Source organism: Sporolactobacillus caesalpiniae (genome assembly GCF_040513385.1).
GTDB lineage: Bacteria > Bacillota > Bacilli > Bacillales > Sporolactobacillaceae > Sporolactobacillus.
In genome coordinates, this window is the sequence record NZ_JBEVCB010000005.1 from 281,607 (window position 1) to 305,966 (window position 24,360).

A 24,360-nucleotide genomic window follows, 5' to 3' on the forward strand; every position below is an offset into this window, starting at 1 on the left:
TACCCTCAACTTTTTGATTACTTAAATGGCTGATCGAGCAACTTGAAGTTATCCTGGCCAAAGTATTTCTCTGAGAGTTCTGATGCCTTTCCGGAATCAATAATCTTCTTAATGGCTTTGTCGTAGGCTGCAGCGAATTCTTTCTGATTCTTATTAAACAACGGATACGTCTTGATTCCGCCTAGAGTAACGTAGGTCAGCTTGTCTTTCAAATCAGCATTGGCACCGTTTTTCTTTTCGACATTGGCTTCAAACATTGGACGGATCGCGAAGAATGCATCGTAACGGCCTTCGTTGACCCACTTCAACGCATCGGAAACTACGAATGTATCGGCACTTCCCAGATCGATCTTCGGATTATTTTTTTTGTTGTAATCAGCGATAACCGCATATTGTCCGTTTTGCGGAGCAATGGGAACGAGTTTACCCTTATTCTTAGCTAGTTTCGCCAACCCGCCAAATTTATCCTTATCTTTTGTGCGTACAACAAAGCCGGAGTCACTCACACCGAAATAGTTCTTTGGAAAGAGATAGGTCTTCGCGCGGTCTGCTGTATAGAAAATATTCTTAACACCGACTTGGTACTTGCCGCTCTTAACACCGATTAAAACGTCATCATCACTTGTACCGACATAGTCGAATTTATATTGAGGCAATTGCTTATCAATTTCACGCATGATCGCAACGTCATAGCCGTCACCTTGCTTCTTGTCGTTTTGATACGTGATCGGGAAGTTCGTGGTCGCATAGGCTACTTTAATTACCTTTGGCTTGTCGGAACTTGCTGCTTTATTGGAAGATGCCGATTTATTCGAACCCAATCCACCTAGAAAATAAATACCTCCAGCGACAATGACAACTGCCGCGATTACACCGATGATAATCTTGTCTAACTTCTTCATGTTGTTCCTCCTCAATTAAATGCAAATTTTATTTGGTCAAACACAAGTGTTTGGTGTTTTAATGAATCACCAGCACCGTCAAAATTAAGCTGAACGATGTGGTTTTCCGAACCCTGTTTAAAAATCAATTGCCGATCTTGCAGCTGTATGCGGTATTCGGCAGCCGTTTTTTCTGATTGACCATCAAGCAGCTGGCCCCAAATAGTGGCTGCTTTTTCCGGATCAGGCACATGGAAAACGGCTTGTCTCGCCAGCAAATCACCGGCAGGATGCGACACGATGAGTCCCTGATCTTTAAGTTTCTGCTCGCGCGTCTCATCACTACCCTGCCATTGAATGAAAAACGGATAAGGCAAACCATCAATGGTGCCGTCAATGAAGAAAATCGACCAAGTGATCAGATGCCCTTGTTCGTCCAGACGTTTGCCGACCTCGATGTCTCCGGCAGGAACGCCGGCTTGCTTTAAACGTGCGTGTGTCGCTTCGATGTCCGATGTTCGAATCGCGAGAGTGTTGATCCGCTGCACGTTTTGCTCGTAATCGTGAACGGCGTCATACACTGCGGAAGCTCCTGCACGTGGAAAGTTCTTGGCACGTGCCTCATCATATACAGAGATTAATTCAATATAATTCAGACCAAAATAACCTAATGCATTTTCGGTACCCCACTTTTCATGGCGCCCTCCACGAGCAAACACGATGCCGTGATCTCCGAAAAAGCGGGCTGCCTGATCGACATTTTGAACGTTGATCATCGTATGGTCCCAATTTAAAACAGCCATGTTTACTCCCCTTTTCCTAATTCTGTTGTCCTTCGGATCGCTGCGAGTACAGCATTTTGAACACCTGCTGCAAAGTCGCTTGCATCAAGTTCATGTTGCGCTGTGATGCCTACACCGCCTGCCGAGTTATTGATATCCAGAAGTTCATAAGGGTGTTTGCCGGTAATTTCGAGCATTTTCGCTGCGCCCTGAAGGTTCTCCAGCGCTATTTCATTCGCTTGTTTTCTCGATAGTCCGCCAAGCACGCCGGCATTGGTCAGTGCAAGATAGAAATTGTACACATAATTTGGCCCGGCAATCGCATAACCGGTATAACTATCAATTTGTTCTTCAGGAATATAGTCAACTTTTCCGAAACTCTTCAGAAATTCATCGACGTCCGCTTGCTTTGCTGCTGCGTTCAGCGCTGCTCCAGTAACTCCAAAACCTGTATCCGTGAGCGTGTTCGGAATAATACGAACAAGCGGATAATCAGGAATTTCCAGTGCATGCTCCAATTGCTCGATCGTGACACCGGCAATGATCGAGACCAACGGCTTCTTCAGGCCGCTCGCGCCAATCCGTTTGGCAATTGCTGCCCAATCATCTTGCGGGCGAACGCCCAATAGCACAACATCCGCAGTTTCTAACGCTTCAGGTCGAAATTCTGTGTCTGCAGTCACGTGGTAGCTTTCCTCTAAGTAGCGCACCCGATTCGGGCTAATATCTACAATCTGTGTTGTATCCGCTGAAATCGCCTGGTTCTTTAATGACGCACGAATGATCGCTTCAACCATTTGTCCGCCACCAATGGCGTATAAAGACTTTGTCATATCTCTATATCCCTCCACAATTAACTTATTGAAAACATATTTAGTAACATGATGAACGCTAGCCTTATCTACGAACTATCATATCGCGTACGATCAATTCTTTTCGCTCACTAGCGCTTTTTCTGCAACGCTGTTCATTTCCAAAAAATAATCTGTCTATTTTAACTATTGTAAACAAATTTCATCAAAACGGATAGTTATTTTTTGAATATTATAAGTTTTTAAACGATATGTTTTAATCGTTTCCTTAAACAATGGGACAAAAAATCGTCTTAAAGCTGATTGGGCTTAGAGACGACGTATTCATCCATAGTTTGTAATCGAAAATACTTTTTCACTCGTAAAGGGTGACTATCAAGTGAAATCAGCCTCAGTTAATTCGATACCAATGGATCTGCGCCGTACAAAGCCATTTAGATTCATACACATGAATTGGACACAACACATTAGCATCATTGAAACTAATTTCATCTTACACTCACCTCTGATCACGATTTAGCACTGCAAAAACTATATACCCTATGGTAATAGTATGTTTTAAGGTTGTCAATGAATTATTCTTCCATTACTTTGACATTCATTCTATTAAAGACCGCTTAACCCTAGTTGTCCCCATTGATCATAGGTTATTTGAGCTATAAGATCATTGATGTAAAAAACCATTTTACTAGATTGGAAATTTATCACAAATGAATTTCTTGAACGGATACTAGTTCAATGGCTCATTGCGCAGCGTTAACGGCTCATTGTTTTCCATTGTCGCGCGGTACAAACGGATGGTTCCGGTGGCCGGTTCAGAAGCGTCCGAATGAATCTCAAAATCTTTATTTAATGACAACGTCCACACGGCTTGATCCTCTCTCTTCAGCACAACAGCCAGAGTGCCAAACTGAACGATACTGTCCCATTGAAATAATTCGGTCGTGCCAGCTTCAGTAACTGAAATGCCTTTTGTGTTGCTGATCACTAATGCGCTTCCACCCTGCCATTGTCCATGAATTTCCGCACCCACATAATAGTAAGATCTGCCCCCGCCGCGATCTCCGTACGTACCAATGAATTGCTGAATCTTATCATTTGCACCTGTGTACGTCAGCGCGGCACTATCATTCGCTAACCATTTGAGTTTATACCGATCATTCACTCTATAGGGAAGGACCTGCTTAGGTCGACAAAAAATTCCATAGTAGCTCCGATAATAAATAGCTGCTCCGGTCGCCGGATTTTCTTTAACAACGAATACATGCTTCCAATCAGGCGATATGCTGGTTATGTTGTTGGTTTCCTGACTGTTTTCAACAAGCAGAACTCCATTCACAATGAAAAACAGAATGGCCGCGCCGGAAAGAATCCATATCATTTTTCGCGTGAGCACACTGTGATTCCAAAAAAACACAAGCAGTTGATAATAAAGAAGAGTTGATTATCGATATACTCTACTTGAAAAAAACGGTGCATGACTAAATAGCCAATCTGCAAACCAAAAAAGCCGATGGCGAGCAATAATGAGCACCAGCCCAAGACCGTCGTCCATTTATTCCTGTTGATTTTCATCCGGCTGTACCTCCTCGGAAAAAGTCCATGTTCGTCCATTATTTTCTGAAATGAACTTTCCGTTCACTTTTCCGCCTTCATAATCGCCATTTGGACCTTGGTTCACGAGAACGGCCAAGCGATTTCCTTCTCTTGTTGGAATTTCCGCTGTAACAAAGATCTTGAGATATTTTTGGGGCATTGTAAACACAGCCTTCGACCAGGACTTTCCTCCATCTTCTGTCACGTAAAGCTCCGGATTTTCAGGATTAATGGTTCCATAGGACAAAAATCCGGTAGATTCATTGACAAAACCGCCATCTGAAATTAACTGCGTAACCCCTGTAGAAGCGGTTTCCTTCCAGCTGCGTCCTCCATCCTGTGTTAAAAAGACTCTTGAACTTTCCTGAGACATCGTTCGATCACCAGATATGATGACATAGCCGAAGTGTTCATTTATAAAAGCTGTTTTTCTAAATCGCAAAGCTGTAAAAGAGGCCGTTACAGTGGAATGGTGCCACGTTTTTCCTTGATCAAGAGAATAGGTGAACACAATTCTTTTATTTTTCGGGTTCGAACCTGCTGAATGCAGGAATGCCGTTCGATATTTGGTTAGCAGATAGCTCCCGTCAATCAATTCCTGCTTGTTTCCGTTATATTCTCCGGCAAATAATTGAGCTTGTTCAACAGGAACCTTGACCCAGCTCTTCCCATTGTCATAAGTTATGTTCAACGCATTATTCTGTAACGTGTAGCTTATCGTGTCATTCGTGACAGGACGCAGCGGCTCAGATTGCGGTTGCTTAGGCTTTTCCTGCGCACCAGTGACCTGACTGTGACTGCGTACCGGTATGAAGCTGATCAGATTTTCGTAATTAACTAGAGTCATGATCAAGGCGATCATTATGAACCCGCATACACTAAGTACTACCGTTTTCAAAGAAAGGACTCCCTCTATTAATTTATGGGGAATTTTGGGGATTTGCTTTCACAATACCAAAGGGGCGCAGACTATACAAATTCATGTCCTCGTTGGCGGTAAGCAAACGATTGTCATTCGTTTAATTGATAATTGTCGTCATCATATACCTTGTAAATCCCGACTGTCCCGGAGCCGCCTTTTTCAAGAAGTTCTTTCGATTCTTCTCGAATGAGATAATAGTAGCCTCTTGAATCTTTTTTCTTATGCACATCCAGCGGTTCGAACTGAATATCCGAATCTTGTCCTTCTTTTAAATGGGTCTTCAATACATTAACTGCTTCATCCGCATTGGCTACGAACGTTTGACTGTTGGTTGCTGAATCATTTGACGCTGATCCTTCTTGACTTTCGCCCGACAATGCACCTGTCGAAGCAACAGTTAAAGTTGAGCTTTCGATGGTCGTTTTTTGACTGGATGAAGATTCCGTGACAGAGGAATTATTGTATGATGACGATTCTTGACTCGCTTGCATGACTTTCTTCGCTGTCGAATCGGATGGTTTGGACTTTGTTTCATCGTTTGCATGATCTTGTCCACATCCCGTGATTAAAGCAATGATCGTAACACAAAGCACGAGCCTATTTATTTTTTTCATGGCAAGACACCTCCAAATAAACCAGTAGCCTCGTTGCTATTTTAGCATAGCCCAGTTCTCTCTGTTCTGCTGGAAAAACCCCGTTTCCATAAAAGGTAACGATTCTAATTTAGTGACAGCATACGAGTTGCCCCAGAGCGGGGATCTTTCATTGGATCTCTAACAACCCCTTTGAGGGGCGATACGCTCTCTTGGGATTAGCAAAGTTAGTTTTCTAGATCACTGCCAAACACACGATTGATAAATGGACTACTCCCACCGTGATATAATGAGCACGGAATACCTTAATCTAGATAAGAACCAGTGAGGTACAGTCATGCCAACACGAAGAATTCCCCTTTCCTGCACGGTGAATACGCGGGATCTAGGCGGTTATCTAACAAATGACGGCAGGATTACAGCGTTCGGAAGGATCATCCGCAGTGATGTACCGGAGTCATTCAGCCCGGAAGATGCAGTGCTATTGAAAAACTTTGGCGTCACAACAGCGCTCGACTTCCGTTCAAAACCGGAAATAGAGCGGTTGCCAAGCGCCTTTGAACGATCCGCCGACTTTAATTATTTTCATTGCCCATTTGCATTTGGCAATCGCAATCCTGCTTCGAAAGCCGAAGTCCCCTTGCTGTACGCAGAGATGCTTGCTGATTTTCCCGCGATCAAACGGATTCTCAGTATCATCATTCGGCAAAAAGGCGCCGTTTTCATCCATTGCTATGTCGGCAAAGACCGTACCGGTGTTGTAGCCGCATTGCTGCTTCTTATTGCCGGTGTCGGCATCAGCGACATTCTCGCAGACTATCAAATTTCCTATACCTATTTGCGGCTCAGAATACGCGAATTACTGTATCATCACCCGGAGCTTCCGGATTTTACCGGTCGCTCCGATATGGAGTACATGGAAACGACACTGAATCATTTCTTTGAAACATATGGTACGGTCCAAGACTATCTTCAGCAAGTTGGTATGCATCCGGATGAGATCACATCGTTGAAAAACAAGCTGTTCTGAGACGATGTAAGAGGATTTCATGTAAAAGAAGCTAAAAAAAACGAGAGGGAATTTTTTATTCCTCTCGTTTTTTATTAGTTTGGCTTTTTCTCAAATGCCATAGTTCACCTTATTTTTTCGTATCTTTAACCGCATGGCGAATTCCTTTTTGATCTAAGCGTAAAACTTCCGGATTATAAAGTACTAAAGGAACGGCTTCCTCAACAACTTCACTAAATTTTAACCCGTACCAAATAGCCGGGGAAGTCGTGATATTTTGTAGAAAGATACGACCTCCGATCAATAAACGATCCCAGCGATTCATCTTTGGATCTGTCGCTAAATCCATTAACTGCTCCGTGGTGACAACAAATTTAAAATCACCGACACGCCTATTTTTAAGCGTTGTGTATTTAGGATATTGCGTATCAATGACTTTTTCATCAATAAGATCGTTAACGATCTGCCGAACATAAATATTAACATGTTGTGAATTCTTAAAGCCCAGATAGAGCTGTACACTAATGATATTACGAGTACCCAGCATATCTACCGTATACTGGTTCTCATACGGGGCATCCGTTTCATTAACCGTTACAAACCAATACACTTTTGCCCGTTTCGGTCGCTTATCAAGAATTGAATACAGGACTTTCCGTTTAATGCTGTAATGTGGACCAATTTTGGTCATATAAACTAAGTTCGTACTATAAAGCGGCTCCGTGCTGTCCTTACTCAGTTGAACTAACTGTTTACGATAATCCAATAACGAAACATATTCACTTGTGCGTTCATAATTTTCACGCTGCTTGTTGCCGAAATACCAAACAACCATAACCGAAAGAATCAATAGTGTAATTAAAAGTGTCAAGTAGCCCCCATGGACAAACTTAACGAGGCTTGCCATCAGGAAGAGAACCTCAATCAAACCAAAGAATAGAACCATCCCAAAAGCAACTGCTTGATTAAGCCTGCTCTTGATAAACGCAAACAGCAGCAAGGTGGTCATCAACATGGTTATGGTTATTGCTAACCCATAAGCGGCTTCCATATGCTGTGAGGTTTGAAATAACCAGACAATAATGAGTGTACTGATACACAAAAACCAATTAACAGTTGGAATATACATTTGACTCCGCGTGTTACTCGGACGTTTAATCAACATTCGAGGCAGAAACTTTAAGCCAATTGCTTCATTTACTAATGTATAACTGCCTGTAATCAACGCTTGCGAAGCAATGATTGCTGCCAAGGTCGCAAGCACAATGGCAAATAATCTTATTTGATGCGGAAGCATTTCATAAAAAGGATTAACATCAAGAAGATTACGATAAGCAGCACTTTGGTAATGACCGATCACCCACGCGCCTTGCCCCATATAGTTAAGCATCAGCATAAGAGACACAAAAGGCCAGCTGCCATAAATATTTTTCTTTCCAACATGGCCCATGTCCGAGTAAAGCGCCTCCGCTCCTGTCGTTGCCAAGAAGACACTGCCGAGAATAAAAATGCCTGCTTTATTGACCGGACTAAAGAGAAATTGAATCGCATAAACTGGAGACAGTGCTTTTAAAATTTCTAAATGGCTCAGCATATTCATAAAACCGAGGACACCGATAAAAACGAACCATAGAAGCATCATTGGCCCAAAGGACCGCCCGATTACCTCTGTTCCAAAGTGCTGAATCAAAAACAGGCCTAATAAGATCGCCGTCACAATGAGTACGACAACGAATTGATGATCACTAAATTCAAGTGGACCAATATGCTGCCCTTTTAACCCTTCGATCGCTGATGTTACAGACACAGCCGGTGTTAACGTTCCATCCGCTAAGAGCGCAGCGCCACCGATGAGTGCAGGAAAGGTCAGCCAACGGGCGCGATTGCGAATTAAAGCATATAAAGCGAAAATGCCACCTTCATGATTATTATCTGCGCGCATCGCAATGAGGACATATTTTACTGTTGTTATGATCATAAGTGTCCAGAATATCAATGAGATTGAGCCAATGATATAGTCGGGTACGGCATACTGCATTTTCCCAGCATCCGAAATAATCGCATTCATCACGTACAATGGTGACGTACCAATGTCACCATAGACAATCCCCAAAGTAACCAACATCCCACCCATCGACAAGCGTTGGTTCATTTTACTATCCATTAGTTAATTGATCTCCTCGAAAAAATATTTTTTTCTGTACCAATCACGGGCACTTCATTAAAAAATGAAACGACAAAAAGACCACAGAGAATCATCCCCGCGGTCGAATTAATTTTCGATCATCAGTTCACACCCTCTCTCTTAACGCTTACGAAGTTAGCTGTCGGATTCGGACCATGAGAGTAGCCCGTCCTTACGTTGAAGGATTCACCCCAAGTGATGCCCAGCATCACAAAGTTGGTTCCCCCGCTCCTGACGGATTCAGCGAATAAAGAATGATTTAATTTTCGAGGTTATTATACGCTTGGCAGTGCATGATGTAAAGAAGAACAATGCAGAGGATGTGGTCATTTCTGCCCCCAGTTTATATTATGGATCTGATCGGAATCCTTTCAAGACTGCCTCTAATTGAAGACTGGTTGGCTAGCAGCAATGGACGAATCACTGCAGCTGTTTGCATTGGGTTCGGACTCATTCTCAATCGGGTGATCACCTATGTCACCATAAGGGCGGAAAAAGGTAACTTGTGCCCTATCATTTGCACCGAATAAATCAAACGTTTGATTAAGACCAATCGTGATTTGAAAAACCGGGCAAAAAGCGCCCGGTCCTTAATTAAGTAACGCGGCCGGAATAAAATAAGCGGAGATTTTCCGGTTATTTGCATCATGACGCTTGTTTCACAGGTAAATAAGGGTAATTTTTTCGCTTATTCACAGAAAAATCCTCCATTTTCACGTTTTTCGATTCGATAAGCGGAATTTCTCCGTCTATTTAAGCAATTTTTTCATTCATTTTCTAATTAAGCGGAATTTTTCCGTTTATTTCTCAGATTGGGCGCTTACCTGATCGCCCAACCGAATCTTATGACCTTATCGTTGTACCGGCAAGGCAAAACGCTATACTTTCTTAACGTGTAAGAAAGGCTAAATCCCTATGGATTCAGCCCAGTTTTGGATTAACTAATACTCCCTCACCTTAACAGCAGAAAGAGCCCACTGATAGATCGCATTATAGGTTTGGATAATATGGCTTATAGACGGGATGGCTATAGTAAGGGGGTCTAACAGCAATAGTTGGGGTGGTCCAGCTATACTGTAAATAATCGAACGATAATTCAGTTTCTACATTTTCCAATAAACGTGTGACCTGAGGCATAAATTCGACGCGCATCTTATTGTCACCTCCTTCGTTTATAAACAGTCAGCCAGCTTTTCTTCACATAAGAAAATGGCTAATCATAGCCTATGAAATGGAGGAGGCATTCGTTATGAACAATCAAAATGAGTATAACCCGCAACACCATCACTCATTATCTACGGAAGAACTTGAGCAAATTCGTGCTTATCAAAAATGGTTTGAAGACAATAAAAAGCAAGATCCATATCCGCATTATCCTGTGTATGGAAAAATCACTCGATATGAAGAGGTACCCTTGACTCAACCGGAGCAAAGACAATTGAGACAACCTGGACTTGAAGATTTAATGGTTCCAAGACCCATTATTGAAAACCCCCATTATAAAGGAAGTGGCAAATTAAAAAATAAAGTGGCTCTTATTACTGGTGGTGACAGTGGAATGGGGGCAGCAGCAGCGATTGCTTTTGCAAAAGAAGAGGCAAATGTTGTGATTGCTTATTTAGATGAGCACGAAGACGCCCAACGAACAAAAAGAAGAATTGAAGCGTTTGGCCAAAGCTGTCTACTACTACCGGGAGATCTTCGAAAAAAAGAACAATGTGAGCACATTGTACACGAAACCATTAAAACCTTTGGGAAGCTAGATGTATTGTGTAATCATGTCGGGGTTCAGTTTCAGCAAAATGATCTTACTGATATTACGGACGAACAATTTGATGAAACTTTTAAATTGAATATTTATTCCCATTTTTATACAACAAGAGCTGCACTTCCCTACTTAAAAGGAGGAAGTTCAATTATTGGAACTGCCTCTGTGGTCGCCTACGCAGGTGAACCGTTATTAATTGATTATTCGGCTACAAAGGCAGCCATTGTTGGCTGGACCCGTTCTTTAGCAAAAAGCCTTGCCAAACGTCAGATTCGTGTCAATGCCATCGCACCTGGTCGTGTTTGGACTCCTCTTATTCCGGCGAGCTTTTCTTCTGATGTAAACGCCTTGCACGGAACGAATTTATTTAACCGCATGGCTCAACCATTCGAAGTCGTCCCTACCTTTGTTTATTTAGCATCCGATGATTCTCGGCATGTTACTGGGCAAGTTCTTCATGTAGATGGTGGAGAATCAACAAATTCCTAACTTTTAAGGTTATCCATTAAAAACGGAGAAAAAGACTCATCCCTATCTTTTTTTATACCAAGGTGAGTCAGTGGCAGGGGCGATCATAACCGCCTGCACAATTTCATCAGAAGGGTGAATCATTCCTGCTTGTTCCGGGGCAAGAGCCAAATGACGTTAACTATGTATACCTTGAGTGAAATATTGAACGATGATGAGACAGTTGAGTAATTTTATTGAGGACTCGAGTGAACGGGAAGAGGACTAGAAACTATACTGCTTTAGCTTAGTGAATAGTTTCCTGTTCTCTATGTACTCACTCACCGTCCCTTTTCAGCACTATAGCTCCGTGCTGAAGTGAGGGATCTTTTTTTACTTCCGCCAAAACGTTGCACAATCTGCTTTGTCTGCGATATTAAATGCAATCATCTTCTCAAGCAATGCGTAATCAAGCGGACGATCCCACGGAAAGCGCATTAACATCTTGGTATGATCATAACCAGCCTGCACAATGTCAGCAGAAAAATGCTCAATCCCTGCAAGCTCCCAATTGGATCTTGCTTTTCTCATGGAAAAGTTGATCACTAATGAAGACTTATGCTGCGTACCTCTGGTAACTGAAAAGATGGCTCTCGTCCTCTCAAATCAGCAAGCCAATAGAGCAGGAAAAAACATGATAGACTTTATTCCTGCTGATGAAGTCATTTTATATACCGACCGCGGATGTGCCTATCGCTACATCTTCGAAGAAATGCTGTAAGCCCACGATTATCTTCCAAAGAATACGCTTGAATTCTGGAGTGTCGAAGCATTGAAACAGTGCATCATGTGTGGATTAGGCGTTTCTTTTTTACCTTTAATTACTGTGAAAATAGAATGGATCAATCATGAACTGACCTGTATTCTTACCAAGGACGAACGGATTAAGACGCAGATGATCTATCATAAAAACAAATGGCTGTCTCCCGCTAACCAAGCATTCATCAATTTAGTAAAAGAACAGGCAGAGGAATGGAGGAAGGAATAACAAACTGTTGTAGGTTATCTGTCACTTGATCTTTGAACTAGCAAACTTTTCTCCAAGGGTCACCTTCTTATGATTGTCCCTATAGAGATTTAATCTTTTCAAAGTAATCATCGGATAATAAAAAGACCATAGAGGATCACCCCCGTGGTCTCATCTGGTAAAATGCTAGGACTATACTGCTTTAGCTTCGTGAATCGTTTCCTGTTCTCTATGCATTCAACTACCTTATCAATGAAATTATCCATCCCTCAGCTATTTTTGCACGAGAATACTTGAAGCAACGCTAGTGACATACTTACCTTTACTCGACTAATAAACCATCATGTTCCTTGGGCAGCAGAATATCATGAAGAACAACATCATTCAAATGTGGTAACTGTTTTTTTTCCAATTCTGTCAGTCTATATTTTTCGGGATTTTCATAAACATCCTTAAATTTAAGAATACGGCAGTCATAGCTTCCATCGGCCAACTTTTCGTTAAGGATATAAATTGGAAGCATCTTTAAGTTGGTGATTCGTGTTTCTGTAGTCCCGTTTGATCTAAATCTTCCTTTAACAATATCAAATTTGGTCATGTAGGCGATCTTGGAGTTTCTACTCTCCGGGTGGTAGCTGACAAAATCCCCATAAGCATAAACGATTAGGCCGTTGGGATAATCAAGGGATTTATCCAATAATGAGGTACGCTCCATCGGTTGACTGACATGCGGATGATTGCCCAATATAACGTCTACACCACTTGCCAGAATTCTTTTCGCCACACGTGCAATATTATTATGCGGATACATCTCAAACTCCCACCCCCAATGGCAACAGGCTATAATGAGATCCGCTTTCTTTTCTTTGGCTCGAGCAACGTGTTTTTTAACCATTGACAGGTCGCATTCCTCATCGTTAAAACGAACTTCATTAACCAAATATGTTTTACCATCCGGACATTTGTTTCCATTTACATCAAAGGTGTACGAGAGCATGGCGATTCTGATGCCGTTTTTCTCAATAACCAGAACATCCTCTTGTTCCGTCAAATTATTGTTGGTTCCAGAGTGATAAGCTCCAGATTGCTTTAGTACATTCAAAGTAGCTAACACTCCCTGCTCCCCCCAGTCAAGAGCATGGTTATTCGCTGTGCTAAAATAGTTGATGCCGCCTTCTTTGCGGAATTTCCAGAACATTGCCTCACTGGTATTCATCCTTGCCGGCTGCCCTTTCTCCTGAGTGCGTCCAATCGGACGATCTTTGTCCACAGTCGATTCAAGATTTGCGCAGACTATATCTGCGGAACGATAGAAATCTTGTATTCCGTCAAACAAATGTGGCGTATTCTCAGGAGTTAGCACATCAACTGCGAGAAGATCACCGGCTGAGGTTAAGGAAACTTCGTATTCCACATTGAAATCTTGCAGTGTAAAATCCAAGTTTTGAACTCTAAAATATTCTTCTAATCCAGATCCCCTTTCTGCAACTTCCAATTGGTTGAACCAATAACGATACAGCCATTTCAATTTTTCGAACTTACTACCTGCAATATCATATTCTCCAACTTGTGGCTGTGGATAATGGAATTGATCATAAAAGATATAACTGCAAAGGAGGACCGCTGCCCTAGCCAGTTTTCGCTTATCTACATCGCTATTCGGCGGGATTCCAAAATCCGGATCAAGAATTCTAACGTCCGGTTCCCCATTTTGGCCCTCTTTAAGTACAGCTTTCAGTGTCTCGGCAATCACTTTTGTATCCACTTTTGTTAGTTGGTTAAACAGATTTTCCACAAACCTCTTTTCTTCATAATTACTGGTATCAGGCAGTTCCCAAGTTCCGTTACAGAAAGGGTTCAATGCCGTTTTAATATTTTCTTCATCCATCCCTGTAAAAAATTTAAGCAAATGTTCCATAGATTTTCTTTCTTCTCTGTCCATAATTAATCTCCTCTCTAAAAAAACAAACATTTCTTTTGTTAAGTCCACATCTACCCGAATCACAGAATTTCCCACTGAACAAATGAGCGAGAAGTGAATCGAACAGGCATTGGATGACGAATTTAGATGTTCTCTTGTTCATTCATCCACTGTATCTTTTGGCAGTGCTGACGTGTTGCTTGCCATAATTGCGGGGCCGAGCACACGCAGCATCCTGTACTCCAGACGAAACACTTCATTTTCATCCAAGCCGTACAGATTCCTGCCGGCGCGAAGGTCCTTTACCAATTTTTGCATTGATAACAGTCGATGATCTGCATAGCGTTCTCCCTCTCGCCTGGCCGTGGCATACAGTGGCATTACATTTAAATCCGTTATAAAAGTCGATTGTCTTCCTTGTTGTTTGCCTTTGGAAAAACGCAGTTTTATCAGGTTAGCTAAATTCCAGTTGCCGGGACATCCCGCATCTCCGATTAGATTGCCCAGAGCGTATACGACAAGAGAATCTTTTTCACAATTAGTAAGTGGATCCAAAGCGCGCAGCCGTTCAATCGGTTGAATGCAGTGTGGATGATTTCCAATAATCACATCGGTACCCAGCGTAGCTAGGCTTCTCGCGGTTCGCATGACCGTTTGGGTTGGATAGAGCTCATACTCCAGACTCCACAACATCGGCTTTTCGGTTCAGCTTCGCCTTTCGATCTGCTTTTGGATAAGCGAAAGATCCACATTTGGTGTATTGAGACGGATGTAGTTCGCCATATATGGTTTGTTAGACGGCGTGTTTTTCCCATTAAGTGAAGTGAAAATGTGTAAGCTAAAAAAGCGATGCGCACGCCATTTTTTTCAATGATTAATAGATCGTCGCGTTCAGATTCAGTCCGCGCCGTGCCCGTATGCACACAATTGTGTGCATCTAAAAGATCAAGTGTGCCTACAAGACCTTCCGTTCCCATATCCATGCAATGGTCGTTTGCTGTTCCAAAGAACGTGATTCCCTTTCCACCACGATAAAACACCTCCAGCATCTCAGGAGAATTGTTCATGGACGGCGTCGTTTTTCGTTGCGGTAACGTATACTTACTATTAGCATGCGTAATCAGGGACTCAAGATTGGCGTAGACTATATCCGCATCGAAATAAAAGTTGGAGATTTCATCCCACACATGTTGAGCACTCTCGCGGGTAAGAAATGGCTTCGACATGAGATCACCTCCTGCCGAGAACGTAACAGCACATTCTTCAACGAGTCTCTTCGACGGATCAAAATGTAGATTTTGCCGAGCGAAATGCTCCTCGATTCCTTTTCCCTTCTGTGCATGTTCCACCTGATGGATATAGCGTTTATAGGCCCACCACAGCTTGTCTGCAATCTGCATCGAAAATTGCCTTCTGTTTCATGAGAATAATAGGCACTGTCTCCTAGAAGCCATCCATAGATCGAGCATAGCGCATGTATAGTGCGTTCTTTCATTTTATTATGCCTCCATGATCTCATTGCGTTGCTCATGCTGAGTAATCGTAGATGTTCCTTACTGTTCCAGTGAGTCGCTTATTGTTTGTAATCCGGTGATCAATTTTTTTGACATTCCAATTGAAAGAACTAATGCCGCCGTCATAAACATGCCAATCACAGACAGGATCATCCAACCGAGAGTATAAGCACCGGTAGCGTCGTAGATTGCGCCAAGAATGAGCGCACCAATGGCCACACCCAGCATTTCAATCGCTGTGACGTAGCCGACCAAGGTGCCAAGACTCTTTTTTCCAAATTCATTAACTACCATCAAAGGCGGTGCGACCGTGCCCAGACATGTGCCAAACCCGAAGAAGAGAGCAAACAGATACGGCGCCACCATCGTATGGCCAAATAGCAATGAGACAGTTGCGAGAATTGTGGTTATGCTGCCAACCATTGTTGCGGTACGAATTCCAAAGCGATCATACAAAGCACCAAGAACTATTTTCGCAATGATTAGAACAAGCATCTGCATGGAAACAATATTGGTTGCAAACGCTGTCGTATGACCAGCATCAATAAAGTTTGCTGACATATTGATGATGACTCCTCCGTTGATCAACCCCATTAAAAGGAAACCAATCATCAGCATCCAAAATGCGACACTGCGAACCGCCATTCTCTGATCAATACCCGTAACAACTTGATTCGTTCTTTTTTGATCGATGTCCTTCTCTTCCTTACCATCTGCTCCATACGGCTTTAAACCGATATCTGAAGGCTTGTTTCTGAATATCGTCGCTGTAAGCGGCATACTGCACAAAAGTGTGATCACCGCTAAAATTAGAAATGTTGGACGCCAACCATGCGTGGCAATCATAACGGATATAATTTGACTCATGACTGCGCCGCCGACCCCACTTCCACTAAGCGCAATGGAAATGGCAAGTCCACGTTTTTGATCAAACCAGTTGGCAACAAGAATTGAAATCAATAAACGCGTCCCCGACACAACGCTGAATCCGATCACCAGAGAAAGTAAATACATCTGCCAAAGCTGTGTGACAAATGCCCAACAGATCATCGCAATGACTGTGATTAAAACACAGAAGAAACCGATAGAACGCGCGCTGTGTTTGTCCACAAGTTTTCCTACCAGTAATGAGGCAAGCACACCTACGACTGCGGCAATGCTTGAGTTGGCATTGAACTGCGCTCTTGTAATGCCAAGATCTTTTGTGATAGGTACCAAAAAAAGATTAAAGCAGTTGACGAAAATCGCATAACAAGTGGCCATGATTAGGAATCCCCCGACAACGATCAGCCAGCCGGGAAAAAGTTTCTTTGAATGCATTTTCCTACCCCCAATAATTTGAATTTCGTAATTAAGTGGTGTCTATCGGTGGATCATCTATTAAAAATCATCCTTACAAATCCCACTTTAGCGGCTTAGTAACGATAATGATCAGGTCGACTCATTTTTGTAGGCGATGCTCATTCCTTATTACTCCATCGAAAATCATATTTAGCGCCTCATCAATAGCCTCTCTTGGTTTCAAGCGATTCTCTAGTAGAAATTCATAATCCATAAACATCGTGCTGGTTTTTTCAATCAGCTTTGATAATATTGCCAGATTTAGGTCAGGTTTGAATATCCCTGTGTTAATGCCTTGATTCAATAATGTTTGTGTAGCATCCAATTTGAATTGCCTTAATTCTTCAATGGATGCCCATTCATCAGGATAAAAGTGTTTTGCTTCTTCTAATACTGCGATAGGAAGCCGATACTGATGACTGGTATAAACAATATTATGAATTTTTTGAGAAATGGAGTGATTCATGGTAAGTGCTTCTTCCGTACTCTTCTTGTCACTTTCAATGTAAGCCGCAAAATACGCATGAATAATTTCATTTTTACTCTGAAAATGCTGATAAATCGTTTTCTTGCTTATCTTAAGTTCTGAAGCAATTTCGTCCACGGTAAATTTCTTCAAGCCATGTTTAGCGATAAGTTGTGCCGCTACATCTACAATATTTTTTTTCATAGTTACCTCACTTTTTATCTTTTTATGTGCTTATGGCGTACTAAGACACGCATTAAACTGAACATAATTCACTCAGATTTTCATTTTAGCGTAGATAATAACAAGGAAACTAATTTAGTATTTTTAGTTTCCTTGTTATTAGAGTCATTATGCTTTTGTTTGTTTCACTTGTCAAGCTATTCAGAATATAAAGTGCAAGAAAATTGTTTGATTTTACTATTAATCGAAAGAAGTTTGGATTTTATTGAAAAATCCGAAGTTCCTGTTTAACTAGCGTGAGTAATGTCTGGCTTAGAGATGCCAATGATGGATCTCTCGAACAAAGAAACCATAAATAGGTGGGCAGCACCTCAGAATCCTTCTCAATCGGAATTATTTTAACGTGCTGCTGCAAACCATCATAAAAGCTGTCAAATAGAGAATAATATGGCCCAAATGTGATCGTCATATTCTGACTTACCGACTTGATAATGGCATTCATATTATTCGTTTTGAATAATACCCGAACTGATTGATGTGTGTTCTTTTCAATATGACTCACGTAATTTAATAAAAAATTATCCCGATAAAGAGCAAAAGGATAGTGAACAACCTGCGCATAGGTTAACTGTTTATATTTTGCTAACGGTGACTGCTGATTCACGGCAAAAAAGTAATCTCCGTCAGTCAGCTTTATCAGGCCAAAGGGCAGATGATAGTTCGGTAGCGAGTCCGAAAAACCGAGCAAGGCAAAATCAAGTTTGCCTTCTCTCAGTGTCTTAATTAGCTCTTGTGTATTCATTTCAATTATTTCAATCTCTATTAGAGGAAATTCATTTTGAAGCAGTTCAAGCGCGCGAACCAAATGATCAATGATCCCCGGAATAGCGCCTATTTCTATTTTTAATTTGGAAAGTTGGTGCCGATCCAAAGTATAGTCATAAATCTCCTGTTTCTTTTCGAGAATAATATGCGCGATTCTGATAATATACTGACCGTCTGTTGTCGGAGAAGAATTCTTCCGTGAGCGTTGGAACAGTGTCATTCCCAGCTCAGCTTCAAGTTTGGTTACCGCCTGGCTGACAGCTGAAGTCGTCATATGCAATCGGTTCGCCGCTTTGGAGAACTGTCGCTCTTGAGCCAGTACGGTTAGAATCTTCAATTGTTCAAAATTCACTCTATTACCACCTATTCATTAACTTTTACTTAATCAAAAATTAATTAATATTAATTTTACTTAACAAATAAGGCCATGTAAACTGTTAAGTAAGAGAACAGATTCTAACTCAAAGGAGCGGTTAACACATGTGTACGAGTCTGACGCTGCAAACGAAAGACGGTAATCATTTATTTGGTAGAACTATGGATTTCACGATGGATTTAAACCAAAGTGTCATCGTGACTCCTCGCCGCTATAAATGGGTCAATACAACGAAAGAGACGATTACAGCAAAGCAGGGAGTCGTCGGTATGGGGAGCCATCAGCAAGGCAAAGTCACACTAGCCGATGGATTGAATGAGTCGGGTTTATCCTGTGCCACACTCTATTTACCCGGCTTTGCGTCCTATGGCAATGAAGCAGTAAGAAACAAAACAAATCTTCCGCCTCAGGATTTTGTGCTTTGGTGTCTGACACAATTTGATTCGGTCCAAGCGGTTAAAGAAGCCATGGCTAATGTTACCTTTTTAAATGTTCCTCTGCCTGAATTGGGTGTTACACCTCCGCTGCATTGGATTTTATCGGATAAATCCGGATCATGCATCGTCATCGAACCGACCGGCAAGGGTGTTCAAATCTATGACAATCCGGTTGGCGTAATGACAAACAGCCCTGAATTTGACTGGCATCTGCAAAATTTAAGACAATACATCGGACTTCAATCGCACCAGTTTGATCCTGCTCAGTGGGCTGATTTAAAATTAAGCGCCTTTAGCCAGGGATCAGGTTCATTCGGACTGCCGGGCGACTTTACGCCGCCATCCCGATTTGTTCGAGCAGCTTTCTTAAAACAGAACCTTACAGGTATCGACAATGAATCAAATGGAATTACCGGTCTGTTTCATGTATTATCAAACTGTTCTCTTCCTAAAGGGGCAGTTGTCAGCCCTGAAGACGCGGAGGATTATACCCTCTACACTTCGGCCATGTGCCTCGAATCAGGCACCTGCTATTATCAAGGGTATGATTGTCAGCAAATTTCAGCAGTTCATTTATTTAATGAGAATCTGAATTCCGATGAAGTGAACATTTATCCCTTTCACCGCGTTCCGTTCATTCATGACGAGAACTAAAACCGACTGTCAACCAATCAAAAAATACGTTTATTTATCAAGAGCATCTTCCACTCATCCCTTTTTCAGTAATATGGCCTAAAAACCTATATAGTGCAGAAAAGGGATCTTTTTTTAGTGATTATACAAGACCATTCAATTTTGTTACTTTCACCAAAAGGTCGTACACTCTTTTTTGTCTGCGATATTAAATGCAATCATCTTCTCAAGCAATCCATAATCAACCGGGCGATCCCACGGGAAGCGAATTAACATCTTGGTATGATCGTAACCGGCCTGTACAATGTCAGCAGAAAAATGCTCAATCCCCGCAAGTTCGGGGGAGACAGCCAAATGTTTTTTGGATGTACTGAAGCCAATAATAAAGGTTCCGTGATCGGTGAACATCGGCTGATTCCACTTTATTACCGGCACTAAGTTGGGGAATTTCTTTGTTACCCACGTCAACACTTCTTCCGTGCGGGCTCGGTGCTGCGGGTTATCAATATGCGATAAATAATCTGCGAAAACGTTCATGTTGTTCCCCCTCCTAAAAACTAAATTATACCCTTCAGAAAAGATCCTCAAACCCATAAGTTGTTTAGATCAATGATTCTGCGACTCTTTCCTTTGAATAATGAAAAACGAGAGGAATGAAAAAATCCCTCTCGTTTCTTCCAAATCCTTCTACTGAATAAACGTCATCGGATCGACAGCGCCGTTATGCGGTGGCGGATTCCATTGGCCTTCATACAGTTCGAAGTGCAGATGTGAGCCAAACGATTCGCCTGTATTCCCCATTCCGCCAATATCCTGTCCCTTAATCACCCGTTCTCCTGTTGTGACATGATAACTGTTTAAGTGCGCGTAAACGGTCGTAAATAATTTTCCATGGATTTTGTGTGAAATCATGACCGTGTTTCCGTAACTAGATGAATGATACGCTCGAAAAACAACACCGTCAGCAGCGGCTTTTACCGGTGTCCCCTCGCTATTGGCGATATCAATCCCCGGATGAAAACCGTTATCAAAGGAACGTTTACCGAATCCGGAAGAGATATAGCCTTGGGCCGGTTTTATGAAATCTGCTTTACTGTCAGACAGATTTTCAAACTCGGTTGATTGCCTGTTTAGCGCACGTGTTTGATCCTCAGCAATTTCTTTTTCTTCATCTTTTTCCATTTCTTTTTCTTTTATTTTCGATGCTTCTTCTTTCAATAACGCCAATTGACTGCGTTGATCTTTTTCTTTTTCAAGAAGCTCAGTTTCCAGATTCTTTAATTCTGCCAAACGATTCTTCAACTGACTTTGTTCGTCAATAAGCGCCTGTTGGTTTGCTGCCCGGTCCACCTTGTCTTTCTTTTGATCGTTCAACATGTTTTGATCGTTTTCCGAGATTGTTTTTAAAGCAAATACTCGATCTATGAAATTACCAAAACTCTCTGAACCAAGCAGAACATCAAGATAGTTCACAGATCCTTCATTGACGTACATCGTTCGAATCCGCTTTTTCAATAACTTATCTCTGCTGTCGATCTGCTTGTCCAACCGATTGATTTCTTCTTTCATCCATTTCGATTTTTCACGGCTTTCGACGAGTTTGTCTTGTTTGGCATCCACCGCTGCCTTAATCTTCTTCACTTGATGATCCGAAGCCTTAAGCTGGCTAATCACCGCATCCTGTTGTCGCTGATTCTCAGAAGGCTGCTGACCTTGTGCTGCATGTGCTTCGGGGATGCCATAGCCCATGACTAAGGAAAGCACCAGTCCTAACGCTACTGTGTGTATGTATTTTCGATTCATGATCCCTTTCCCCTCTAGTATTCTGCTCTATTTATATCGCTTCAGGCGAATACCCTTAGCATGATTTATAGTCACATCATAACAACATAATGTGACACAACAAGACATGATTCGATAACAATATAATGACAAATGAAAGAGAACATCGAGTAAAGGGTACAGAAAAAAGGATGGATTAAAAATCATCCATCCTTACAAAATGATCGCTCGCTAGCATTTTCACCCATTAATTTGCGTGCATTTGCCAATCACGCTATCATGGGGGCAGAACAGCAATCGGGACAAGTCTCTCGATGTTTCGCAATAGGAAATGAAAGGATTTATAAGAAATGACGGATTTTCAAAGGCTGAAAGAACAGCTGATCACATATAGCAAGGAAATAGGTGTGGACAAGATCGGCTTCACGACGGCCGATCCGTTCACCGAACTCAAGGCTCGGCTCTACCAGCAGCGGGAACTCGGTTATCAGTCCGGATTCGAGGAGAAGGATATCGAAAAGAGGACTGAACCGACTCTGCTCATGGACGGCGCGCAGTCAATTGTCTCGATCGCCATGGCATACCCGAAAAAAATGGCCGAGCGCCTGGCAAACACGAAGGGCCAGCGTCGCGGTGCTTTTGCCCGAGTTTCATGGGGACAGGACTACCATATGATTCTTCGCAAAGCGTTGGAAAAGCTTGGTGACTTTCTGGTTGACACCATCCCTGGTGCTCGATACAAAAGTATGGTCGACACCGGAGAACTGTCAGACCGTGCAGTTGCTGAACGTGCCGGCATCGGCTGGGCAGGAAAAAGTACCAACCTGATTACGGAGGAATTCGGATCGTATGTTTATCTCGGCGAAATGCTGACCAATATTCCCTTTCCTCCAGACAAGCCAACCACTGACCTGTGCGGTGACTGCACAATTTGTATCGATCATTGTCCGACCGGTGCACTGGTTCAAGGTGGACAACTCAACAGTCAGAAATGCATCGCCTATCTTACACAGACCAAACAGGAACTGCCGGAACCCTACAAAAAAGCAATCGGCAACCGAATTTACGGCTGCGATACCTGTCAGCAAGTCTGCCCATACAATCGGGATGTAGATAGTCATTTTCATGAGGAGATGGAAGCGGATCCTGAACTTGCCCGTCCGCTGCTCATACCGCTGCTCTCACTGTCTAATCGCGATTTCAAAGAGACATTCGGCGAACTGTCAGGATCCTGGCGGGGAAAGAAGCCCATTCAGCGCAATGCGATTGTCGCGCTCGGCAATTATAAAGATGTGAGTGCCGCGCCGGAACTGCTTCGTCTGCTCGATGAAGACCCGCGTCCCGTGATCCGCCGCACGGTCACTTGGGCGCTTCAGAAAATGTGGGATCGATTTGACCCCGACATGCGCGCGCAAGTCGTTCAATCACTCGAAAGGTTGCTTGCAAGAGAAAAAGATGAAAAGGTTTACCAGTGGATGAAAGAAAGACTGGACAGCGAGAAAGGATAACCACCGCTAACAAACAGGCGGATAACATTATAGAGGCATTAATCATACGGTCATTCATCTGAAGGATACAACTTGTTAACGATTGGACTTTTTTATCGTTAGCCAGTCATCCATTAATTTAAGGCTTGGATTATTTTCGACGATCATTTTTCTCATCACTGGAATTAATGCCTCGTCATGAACGGTTGATTCGACACTTGCTTGCATTAATTCTTCTCGATCAATCCTGTTCCAATCAAGGGTGTACCCGTTTTTATAGGCGAGTGTTCTTAGAAATTCACGTTCAGTACGGCCATTTCCTTCTCTAAATGGGTGCAAAATATTGATCTCCGTAAAGTAAAAAGCTAGTTTTTTACACATTACTTCTTTGACTAATCCCTTTAAAAAGTGATCGTCCCTAAGCTTTTTAAATAAAACGCTTCCTTGTTGATCAATATATTGAGGAACACAGAAAGTAAACGTTCCTTTCGAAATACTTTCATTGCGAATTTCTCCACAAAAAGGATAAATATCTTGAAAAAGATAATTATGGATGTGCTGAAGATGGGATAGATCCCACTGTCCATTAATCGGATTGAGTTGTAATTGAGTCAGACGAACGTGAGTAAGTCGTCGTTCTGCCTGTTCCAATTTTTCTTGATCACGTATATCCAGTTTGTTAATAAGTACATCCGTACCTGGATAACAATACCTGGATTGATGATTATGCATGTGCCTCTTCTTTAACCTTCTGGATAAGATCATCCATACTCATGGTTCCCTCAATAACTCGGCGTGTATCCGCTTCTTCTTTTTGAGTAACATGCAGTCCTTCTAATGCTAACGAGTGTTTTGCTGCACTCATGGCTTGAGATAGCTTGCTTGATCTAATCGTTGAACTCATATTAGGATGCCCCCTTCTCAATTTTGAAAAGTTCCTCAACCGTTCGTCCCAATGCTTCGGCAATTAAAAACAAGTGCTCATCTTTATGACTTTTTTGATCATCAAATCTGGAGAGAATACTTGGCGCAATTCCTGTAAGAAGGGACAGTTCTTTTTGCGTCATTTCTTGATCATTTAACAGATCTCTTAGTCTTGGTCGTATCTTTACGCGTGCTTCGCTAATTTTATTCACTAAAACGTTCGTCCTTTTTAATCATTGGCGATTGTAAGTAGGCATCGATCATAAGCGATCGCGCTAATCATGAGTCAGACAAGCCTCCATGCCTATCACCAGTCTATCTTATTTATATATTATTATACGCTTCAATTGCTATTTGGCAATTTGCATTCAGTTCCTTTCCCACACCTCGATGTCCGTTTAACTACAGGACGAATTCTTTAGACTTCGCAGGTTTACTTAGCCTTGACT

At 42.2% G+C, this 24,360-nt stretch carries 24 protein-coding genes, 2 pseudogenes and 1 riboswitch; of the genes and pseudogenes, 6 read left to right on the forward strand and 20 right to left on the reverse strand.

Annotation, left to right across the window (positions count from 1 at the left end; translation table 11 throughout):
- Positions 1–17: 17 nt before the first annotated feature.
- The 7 genes from ABWW58_RS11815 to ABWW58_RS11845 all read right to left on the reverse strand — a co-directional run bounded on the left by ABWW58_RS11815 (position 18) and on the right by ABWW58_RS11845 (position 5,607).
- Entirely contained in the window at positions 18–902 is an 885-nt protein-coding gene (locus tag ABWW58_RS11815) for a transporter substrate-binding domain-containing protein (protein WP_353869332.1), read from the reverse strand.
- Positions 903–913: 11 nt separating this feature from the next.
- A complete protein-coding gene (locus ABWW58_RS11820; protein ID WP_353869333.1) occupies positions 914–1,684 on the reverse strand; it encodes a VOC family protein in 771 nt (256 codons plus the stop codon).
- A 2-nt stretch (positions 1,685–1,686) separates the two neighbouring features.
- Positions 1,687–2,496, reverse strand: a complete 810-nt coding sequence (locus tag ABWW58_RS11825) for a pyrroline-5-carboxylate reductase family protein (protein WP_353869334.1) — start codon at positions 2,494–2,496, stop codon at positions 1,687–1,689.
- A 709-nt stretch (positions 2,497–3,205) separates the two neighbouring features.
- Entirely contained in the window at positions 3,206–3,856 is a 651-nt protein-coding gene (locus ABWW58_RS11830) for a hypothetical protein (protein WP_353869335.1), read from the reverse strand.
- Positions 3,853–4,050 (reverse strand): hypothetical protein, encoded by a 198-nt coding sequence (locus ABWW58_RS11835; protein WP_353869336.1) that lies wholly within the window; start codon positions 4,048–4,050, stop codon positions 3,853–3,855. The genes ABWW58_RS11830 and ABWW58_RS11835 overlap by 4 nt, the downstream gene beginning before the upstream one ends.
- The gene (locus ABWW58_RS11840; RefSeq protein ID WP_353869337.1) at positions 4,031–4,969 is read right to left on the reverse strand and encodes a WD40/YVTN/BNR-like repeat-containing protein; all 939 of its coding nucleotides are present in this window, start codon (positions 4,967–4,969) and stop codon (positions 4,031–4,033) included. The genes ABWW58_RS11835 and ABWW58_RS11840 overlap by 20 nt, the downstream gene beginning before the upstream one ends.
- A gap of 113 nt (positions 4,970–5,082) precedes the next feature.
- Positions 5,083–5,607 (reverse strand): LptM family lipoprotein, encoded by a 525-nt coding sequence (locus ABWW58_RS11845; protein WP_353869338.1) that lies wholly within the window; start codon positions 5,605–5,607, stop codon positions 5,083–5,085.
- A gap of 316 nt (positions 5,608–5,923) precedes the next feature.
- Between ABWW58_RS11845 and ABWW58_RS11850 the strand changes: the two genes are divergently transcribed.
- A complete protein-coding gene (locus ABWW58_RS11850) occupies positions 5,924–6,616 on the forward strand; it encodes a tyrosine-protein phosphatase (protein ID WP_353869339.1) in 693 nt (230 codons plus the stop codon).
- Positions 6,617–6,725: 109 nt separating this feature from the next.
- Here ABWW58_RS11850 and ABWW58_RS11855 read toward each other — a convergent pair whose 3' ends face one another.
- Positions 6,726–8,759 (reverse strand): KUP/HAK/KT family potassium transporter, encoded by a 2,034-nt coding sequence (locus tag ABWW58_RS11855; RefSeq protein WP_353869340.1) that lies wholly within the window; start codon positions 8,757–8,759, stop codon positions 6,726–6,728.
- A gap of 129 nt (positions 8,760–8,888) precedes the next feature.
- Positions 8,889–9,036, reverse strand: a riboswitch (cyclic di-AMP (ydaO/yuaA leader).
- Positions 9,037–10,029: 993 nt separating this feature from the next.
- Between ABWW58_RS11855 and ABWW58_RS11860 the strand changes: the two genes are divergently transcribed.
- Complete coding sequence (locus tag ABWW58_RS11860; protein WP_353869341.1) at positions 10,030–11,037, forward strand: SDR family oxidoreductase; 1,008 nt, start codon at positions 10,030–10,032, stop codon at positions 11,035–11,037.
- A gap of 351 nt (positions 11,038–11,388) precedes the next feature.
- On the opposite strand, the pseudogene ABWW58_RS11865 reads toward ABWW58_RS11860, so the two are convergent.
- Positions 11,389–11,622, reverse strand: a pseudogene (locus ABWW58_RS11865) (iron chaperone); the annotation flags it as partial.
- Here ABWW58_RS11865 and ABWW58_RS11870 point away from each other — a divergent pair.
- Together ABWW58_RS11870 and ABWW58_RS11875 are read left to right on the forward strand one after the other, a co-directional pair.
- Positions 11,585–11,776, forward strand: a complete 192-nt coding sequence (locus tag ABWW58_RS11870; RefSeq protein ID WP_353869342.1) for a type 2 periplasmic-binding domain-containing protein — start codon at positions 11,585–11,587, stop codon at positions 11,774–11,776. The pseudogene ABWW58_RS11865 and the gene ABWW58_RS11870 overlap by 38 nt on opposite strands.
- 21 nt (positions 11,777–11,797) lie before the next feature.
- Positions 11,798–12,043 (forward strand): annotated as a pseudogene (locus ABWW58_RS11875) (LysR substrate-binding domain-containing protein); the annotation flags it as partial.
- 301 nt (positions 12,044–12,344) lie between these two features.
- On the opposite strand, the gene ABWW58_RS11880 reads toward ABWW58_RS11875, so the two are convergent.
- From ABWW58_RS11880 to ABWW58_RS11905, 6 genes are all read right to left on the reverse strand, one after another.
- Positions 12,345–13,964 carry a CapA family protein gene (locus ABWW58_RS11880; RefSeq protein ID WP_353869343.1) on the reverse strand — a complete coding sequence of 540 codons (1,620 nt, stop codon included), beginning with the start codon at positions 13,962–13,964 and terminating at the stop codon, positions 12,345–12,347.
- A 138-nt stretch (positions 13,965–14,102) separates the two neighbouring features.
- The gene (locus ABWW58_RS11885; RefSeq protein WP_353869344.1) at positions 14,103–14,636 is read right to left on the reverse strand and encodes a CapA family protein; all 534 of its coding nucleotides are present in this window, start codon (positions 14,634–14,636) and stop codon (positions 14,103–14,105) included.
- On the reverse strand, positions 14,570–15,343 hold the full coding sequence (locus ABWW58_RS11890) for a CapA family protein (protein WP_353869345.1): 774 nt from the start codon (positions 15,341–15,343) through the stop codon (positions 14,570–14,572). Before ABWW58_RS11890 ends, ABWW58_RS11885 begins: the two co-directional genes overlap by 67 nt.
- A 153-nt stretch (positions 15,344–15,496) precedes the next feature.
- Positions 15,497–16,777 carry an MFS transporter gene (locus tag ABWW58_RS11895; protein WP_353869346.1) on the reverse strand — a complete coding sequence of 427 codons (1,281 nt, stop codon included), beginning with the start codon at positions 16,775–16,777 and terminating at the stop codon, positions 15,497–15,499.
- A gap of 121 nt (positions 16,778–16,898) precedes the next feature.
- Positions 16,899–17,468: a TetR/AcrR family transcriptional regulator gene (locus tag ABWW58_RS11900; RefSeq protein ID WP_353869347.1), complete on the reverse strand. Its 570-nt coding sequence runs from the start codon at positions 17,466–17,468 to the stop codon at positions 16,899–16,901.
- A gap of 241 nt (positions 17,469–17,709) precedes the next feature.
- Positions 17,710–18,624: a LysR family transcriptional regulator gene (locus tag ABWW58_RS11905; protein ID WP_353869348.1), complete on the reverse strand. Its 915-nt coding sequence runs from the start codon at positions 18,622–18,624 to the stop codon at positions 17,710–17,712.
- Between the two features lie 128 nt (positions 18,625–18,752).
- Between ABWW58_RS11905 and ABWW58_RS11910 the strand changes: the two genes are divergently transcribed.
- Entirely contained in the window at positions 18,753–19,739 is a 987-nt protein-coding gene (locus ABWW58_RS11910) for a choloylglycine hydrolase family protein (RefSeq protein WP_353869349.1), read from the forward strand.
- A gap of 150 nt (positions 19,740–19,889) precedes the next feature.
- On the opposite strand, the gene ABWW58_RS11915 is transcribed toward ABWW58_RS11910, so the two are convergent.
- Together ABWW58_RS11915 and ABWW58_RS11920 are read right to left on the reverse strand one after the other, a co-directional pair.
- Positions 19,890–20,255: an iron chaperone gene (locus ABWW58_RS11915; protein ID WP_353869350.1), complete on the reverse strand. Its 366-nt coding sequence runs from the start codon at positions 20,253–20,255 to the stop codon at positions 19,890–19,892.
- A gap of 150 nt (positions 20,256–20,405) precedes the next feature.
- Positions 20,406–21,521 carry a murein hydrolase activator EnvC family protein gene (locus ABWW58_RS11920; RefSeq protein ID WP_353869351.1) on the reverse strand — a complete coding sequence of 372 codons (1,116 nt, stop codon included), beginning with the start codon at positions 21,519–21,521 and terminating at the stop codon, positions 20,406–20,408.
- A gap of 329 nt (positions 21,522–21,850) precedes the next feature.
- On the opposite strand from ABWW58_RS11920, the gene queG reads away from it, so the two are divergent.
- A complete protein-coding gene (gene queG, locus ABWW58_RS11925; RefSeq protein ID WP_353869352.1) occupies positions 21,851–23,008 on the forward strand; it encodes a tRNA epoxyqueuosine(34) reductase QueG in 1,158 nt (385 codons plus the stop codon).
- Positions 23,009–23,083: 75 nt separating this feature from the next.
- Here queG and ABWW58_RS11930 read toward each other — a convergent pair whose 3' ends face one another.
- From ABWW58_RS11930 to ABWW58_RS11940, 3 genes are read right to left on the reverse strand one after another with little or no spacing between them, the layout of a single operon-like run.
- Complete coding sequence (locus ABWW58_RS11930) at positions 23,084–23,719, reverse strand: Fic/DOC family protein (RefSeq protein ID WP_353869353.1); 636 nt, start codon at positions 23,717–23,719, stop codon at positions 23,084–23,086.
- Positions 23,712–23,891 (reverse strand): antitoxin VbhA family protein, encoded by a 180-nt coding sequence (locus ABWW58_RS11935; protein WP_353869354.1) that lies wholly within the window; start codon positions 23,889–23,891, stop codon positions 23,712–23,714. Before ABWW58_RS11935 ends, ABWW58_RS11930 begins: the two co-directional genes overlap by 8 nt.
- A 1-nt stretch (position 23,892) precedes the next feature.
- Positions 23,893–24,123: a helix-turn-helix domain-containing protein gene (locus ABWW58_RS11940; RefSeq protein WP_353869355.1), complete on the reverse strand. Its 231-nt coding sequence runs from the start codon at positions 24,121–24,123 to the stop codon at positions 23,893–23,895.
- Between the last annotated feature and the right edge of the window lie 237 nt (positions 24,124–24,360).

Bases quoted from the DNA above. Each gene is read 5' to 3' on its own strand.
- queG (WP_353869352.1), top strand. From the start codon at position 21,851: ATGACGGATTTTCAAAGGCTGAAAGAACAGCTGATCACATATAGCAAG.
- ABWW58_RS11935 (WP_353869354.1), bottom strand. From the start codon at position 23,891: ATGAGTTCAACGATTAGATCAAGCAAGCTATCTCAAGCCATGAGTGCA.
- ABWW58_RS11820 (WP_353869333.1), bottom strand. From the start codon at position 1,684: ATGGCTGTTTTAAATTGGGACCATACGATGATCAACGTTCAAAATGTC.
- ABWW58_RS11895 (WP_353869346.1), bottom strand. From the start codon at position 16,777: ATGCATTCAAAGAAACTTTTTCCCGGCTGGCTGATCGTTGTCGGGGGA.
- ABWW58_RS11860 (WP_353869341.1), top strand. From the start codon at position 10,030: ATGAACAATCAAAATGAGTATAACCCGCAACACCATCACTCATTATCT.
- ABWW58_RS11825 (WP_353869334.1), bottom strand. From the start codon at position 2,496: ATGACAAAGTCTTTATACGCCATTGGTGGCGGACAAATGGTTGAAGCG.
- ABWW58_RS11835 (WP_353869336.1), bottom strand. From the start codon at position 4,050: ATGAAAATCAACAGGAATAAATGGACGACGGTCTTGGGCTGGTGCTCA.
- ABWW58_RS11915 (WP_353869350.1), bottom strand. From the start codon at position 20,255: ATGAACGTTTTCGCAGATTATTTATCGCATATTGATAACCCGCAGCAC.
- ABWW58_RS11855 (WP_353869340.1), bottom strand. From the start codon at position 8,759: ATGGATAGTAAAATGAACCAACGCTTGTCGATGGGTGGGATGTTGGTT.
- ABWW58_RS11830 (WP_353869335.1), bottom strand. From the start codon at position 3,856: ATGATATGGATTCTTTCCGGCGCGGCCATTCTGTTTTTCATTGTGAAT.
- ABWW58_RS11910 (WP_353869349.1), top strand. From the start codon at position 18,753: ATGTGTACGAGTCTGACGCTGCAAACGAAAGACGGTAATCATTTATTT.
- ABWW58_RS11850 (WP_353869339.1), top strand. From the start codon at position 5,924: ATGCCAACACGAAGAATTCCCCTTTCCTGCACGGTGAATACGCGGGAT.
- ABWW58_RS11880 (WP_353869343.1), bottom strand. From the start codon at position 13,964: ATGGACAGAGAAGAAAGAAAATCTATGGAACATTTGCTTAAATTTTTT.
- ABWW58_RS11815 (WP_353869332.1), bottom strand. From the start codon at position 902: ATGAAGAAGTTAGACAAGATTATCATCGGTGTAATCGCGGCAGTTGTC.
- ABWW58_RS11885 (WP_353869344.1), bottom strand. From the start codon at position 14,636: ATGTTGTGGAGTCTGGAGTATGAGCTCTATCCAACCCAAACGGTCATG.
- ABWW58_RS11900 (WP_353869347.1), bottom strand. From the start codon at position 17,468: ATGAAAAAAAATATTGTAGATGTAGCGGCACAACTTATCGCTAAACAT.
- ABWW58_RS11845 (WP_353869338.1), bottom strand. From the start codon at position 5,607: ATGAAAAAAATAAATAGGCTCGTGCTTTGTGTTACGATCATTGCTTTA.
- ABWW58_RS11930 (WP_353869353.1), bottom strand. From the start codon at position 23,719: ATGCATAATCATCAATCCAGGTATTGTTATCCAGGTACGGATGTACTT.
- ABWW58_RS11890 (WP_353869345.1), bottom strand. From the start codon at position 15,343: ATGCAGATTGCAGACAAGCTGTGGTGGGCCTATAAACGCTATATCCAT.
- ABWW58_RS11920 (WP_353869351.1), bottom strand. From the start codon at position 21,521: ATGAATCGAAAATACATACACACAGTAGCGTTAGGACTGGTGCTTTCC.
- ABWW58_RS11870 (WP_353869342.1), top strand. From the start codon at position 11,585: ATGGAAAAGTTGATCACTAATGAAGACTTATGCTGCGTACCTCTGGTA.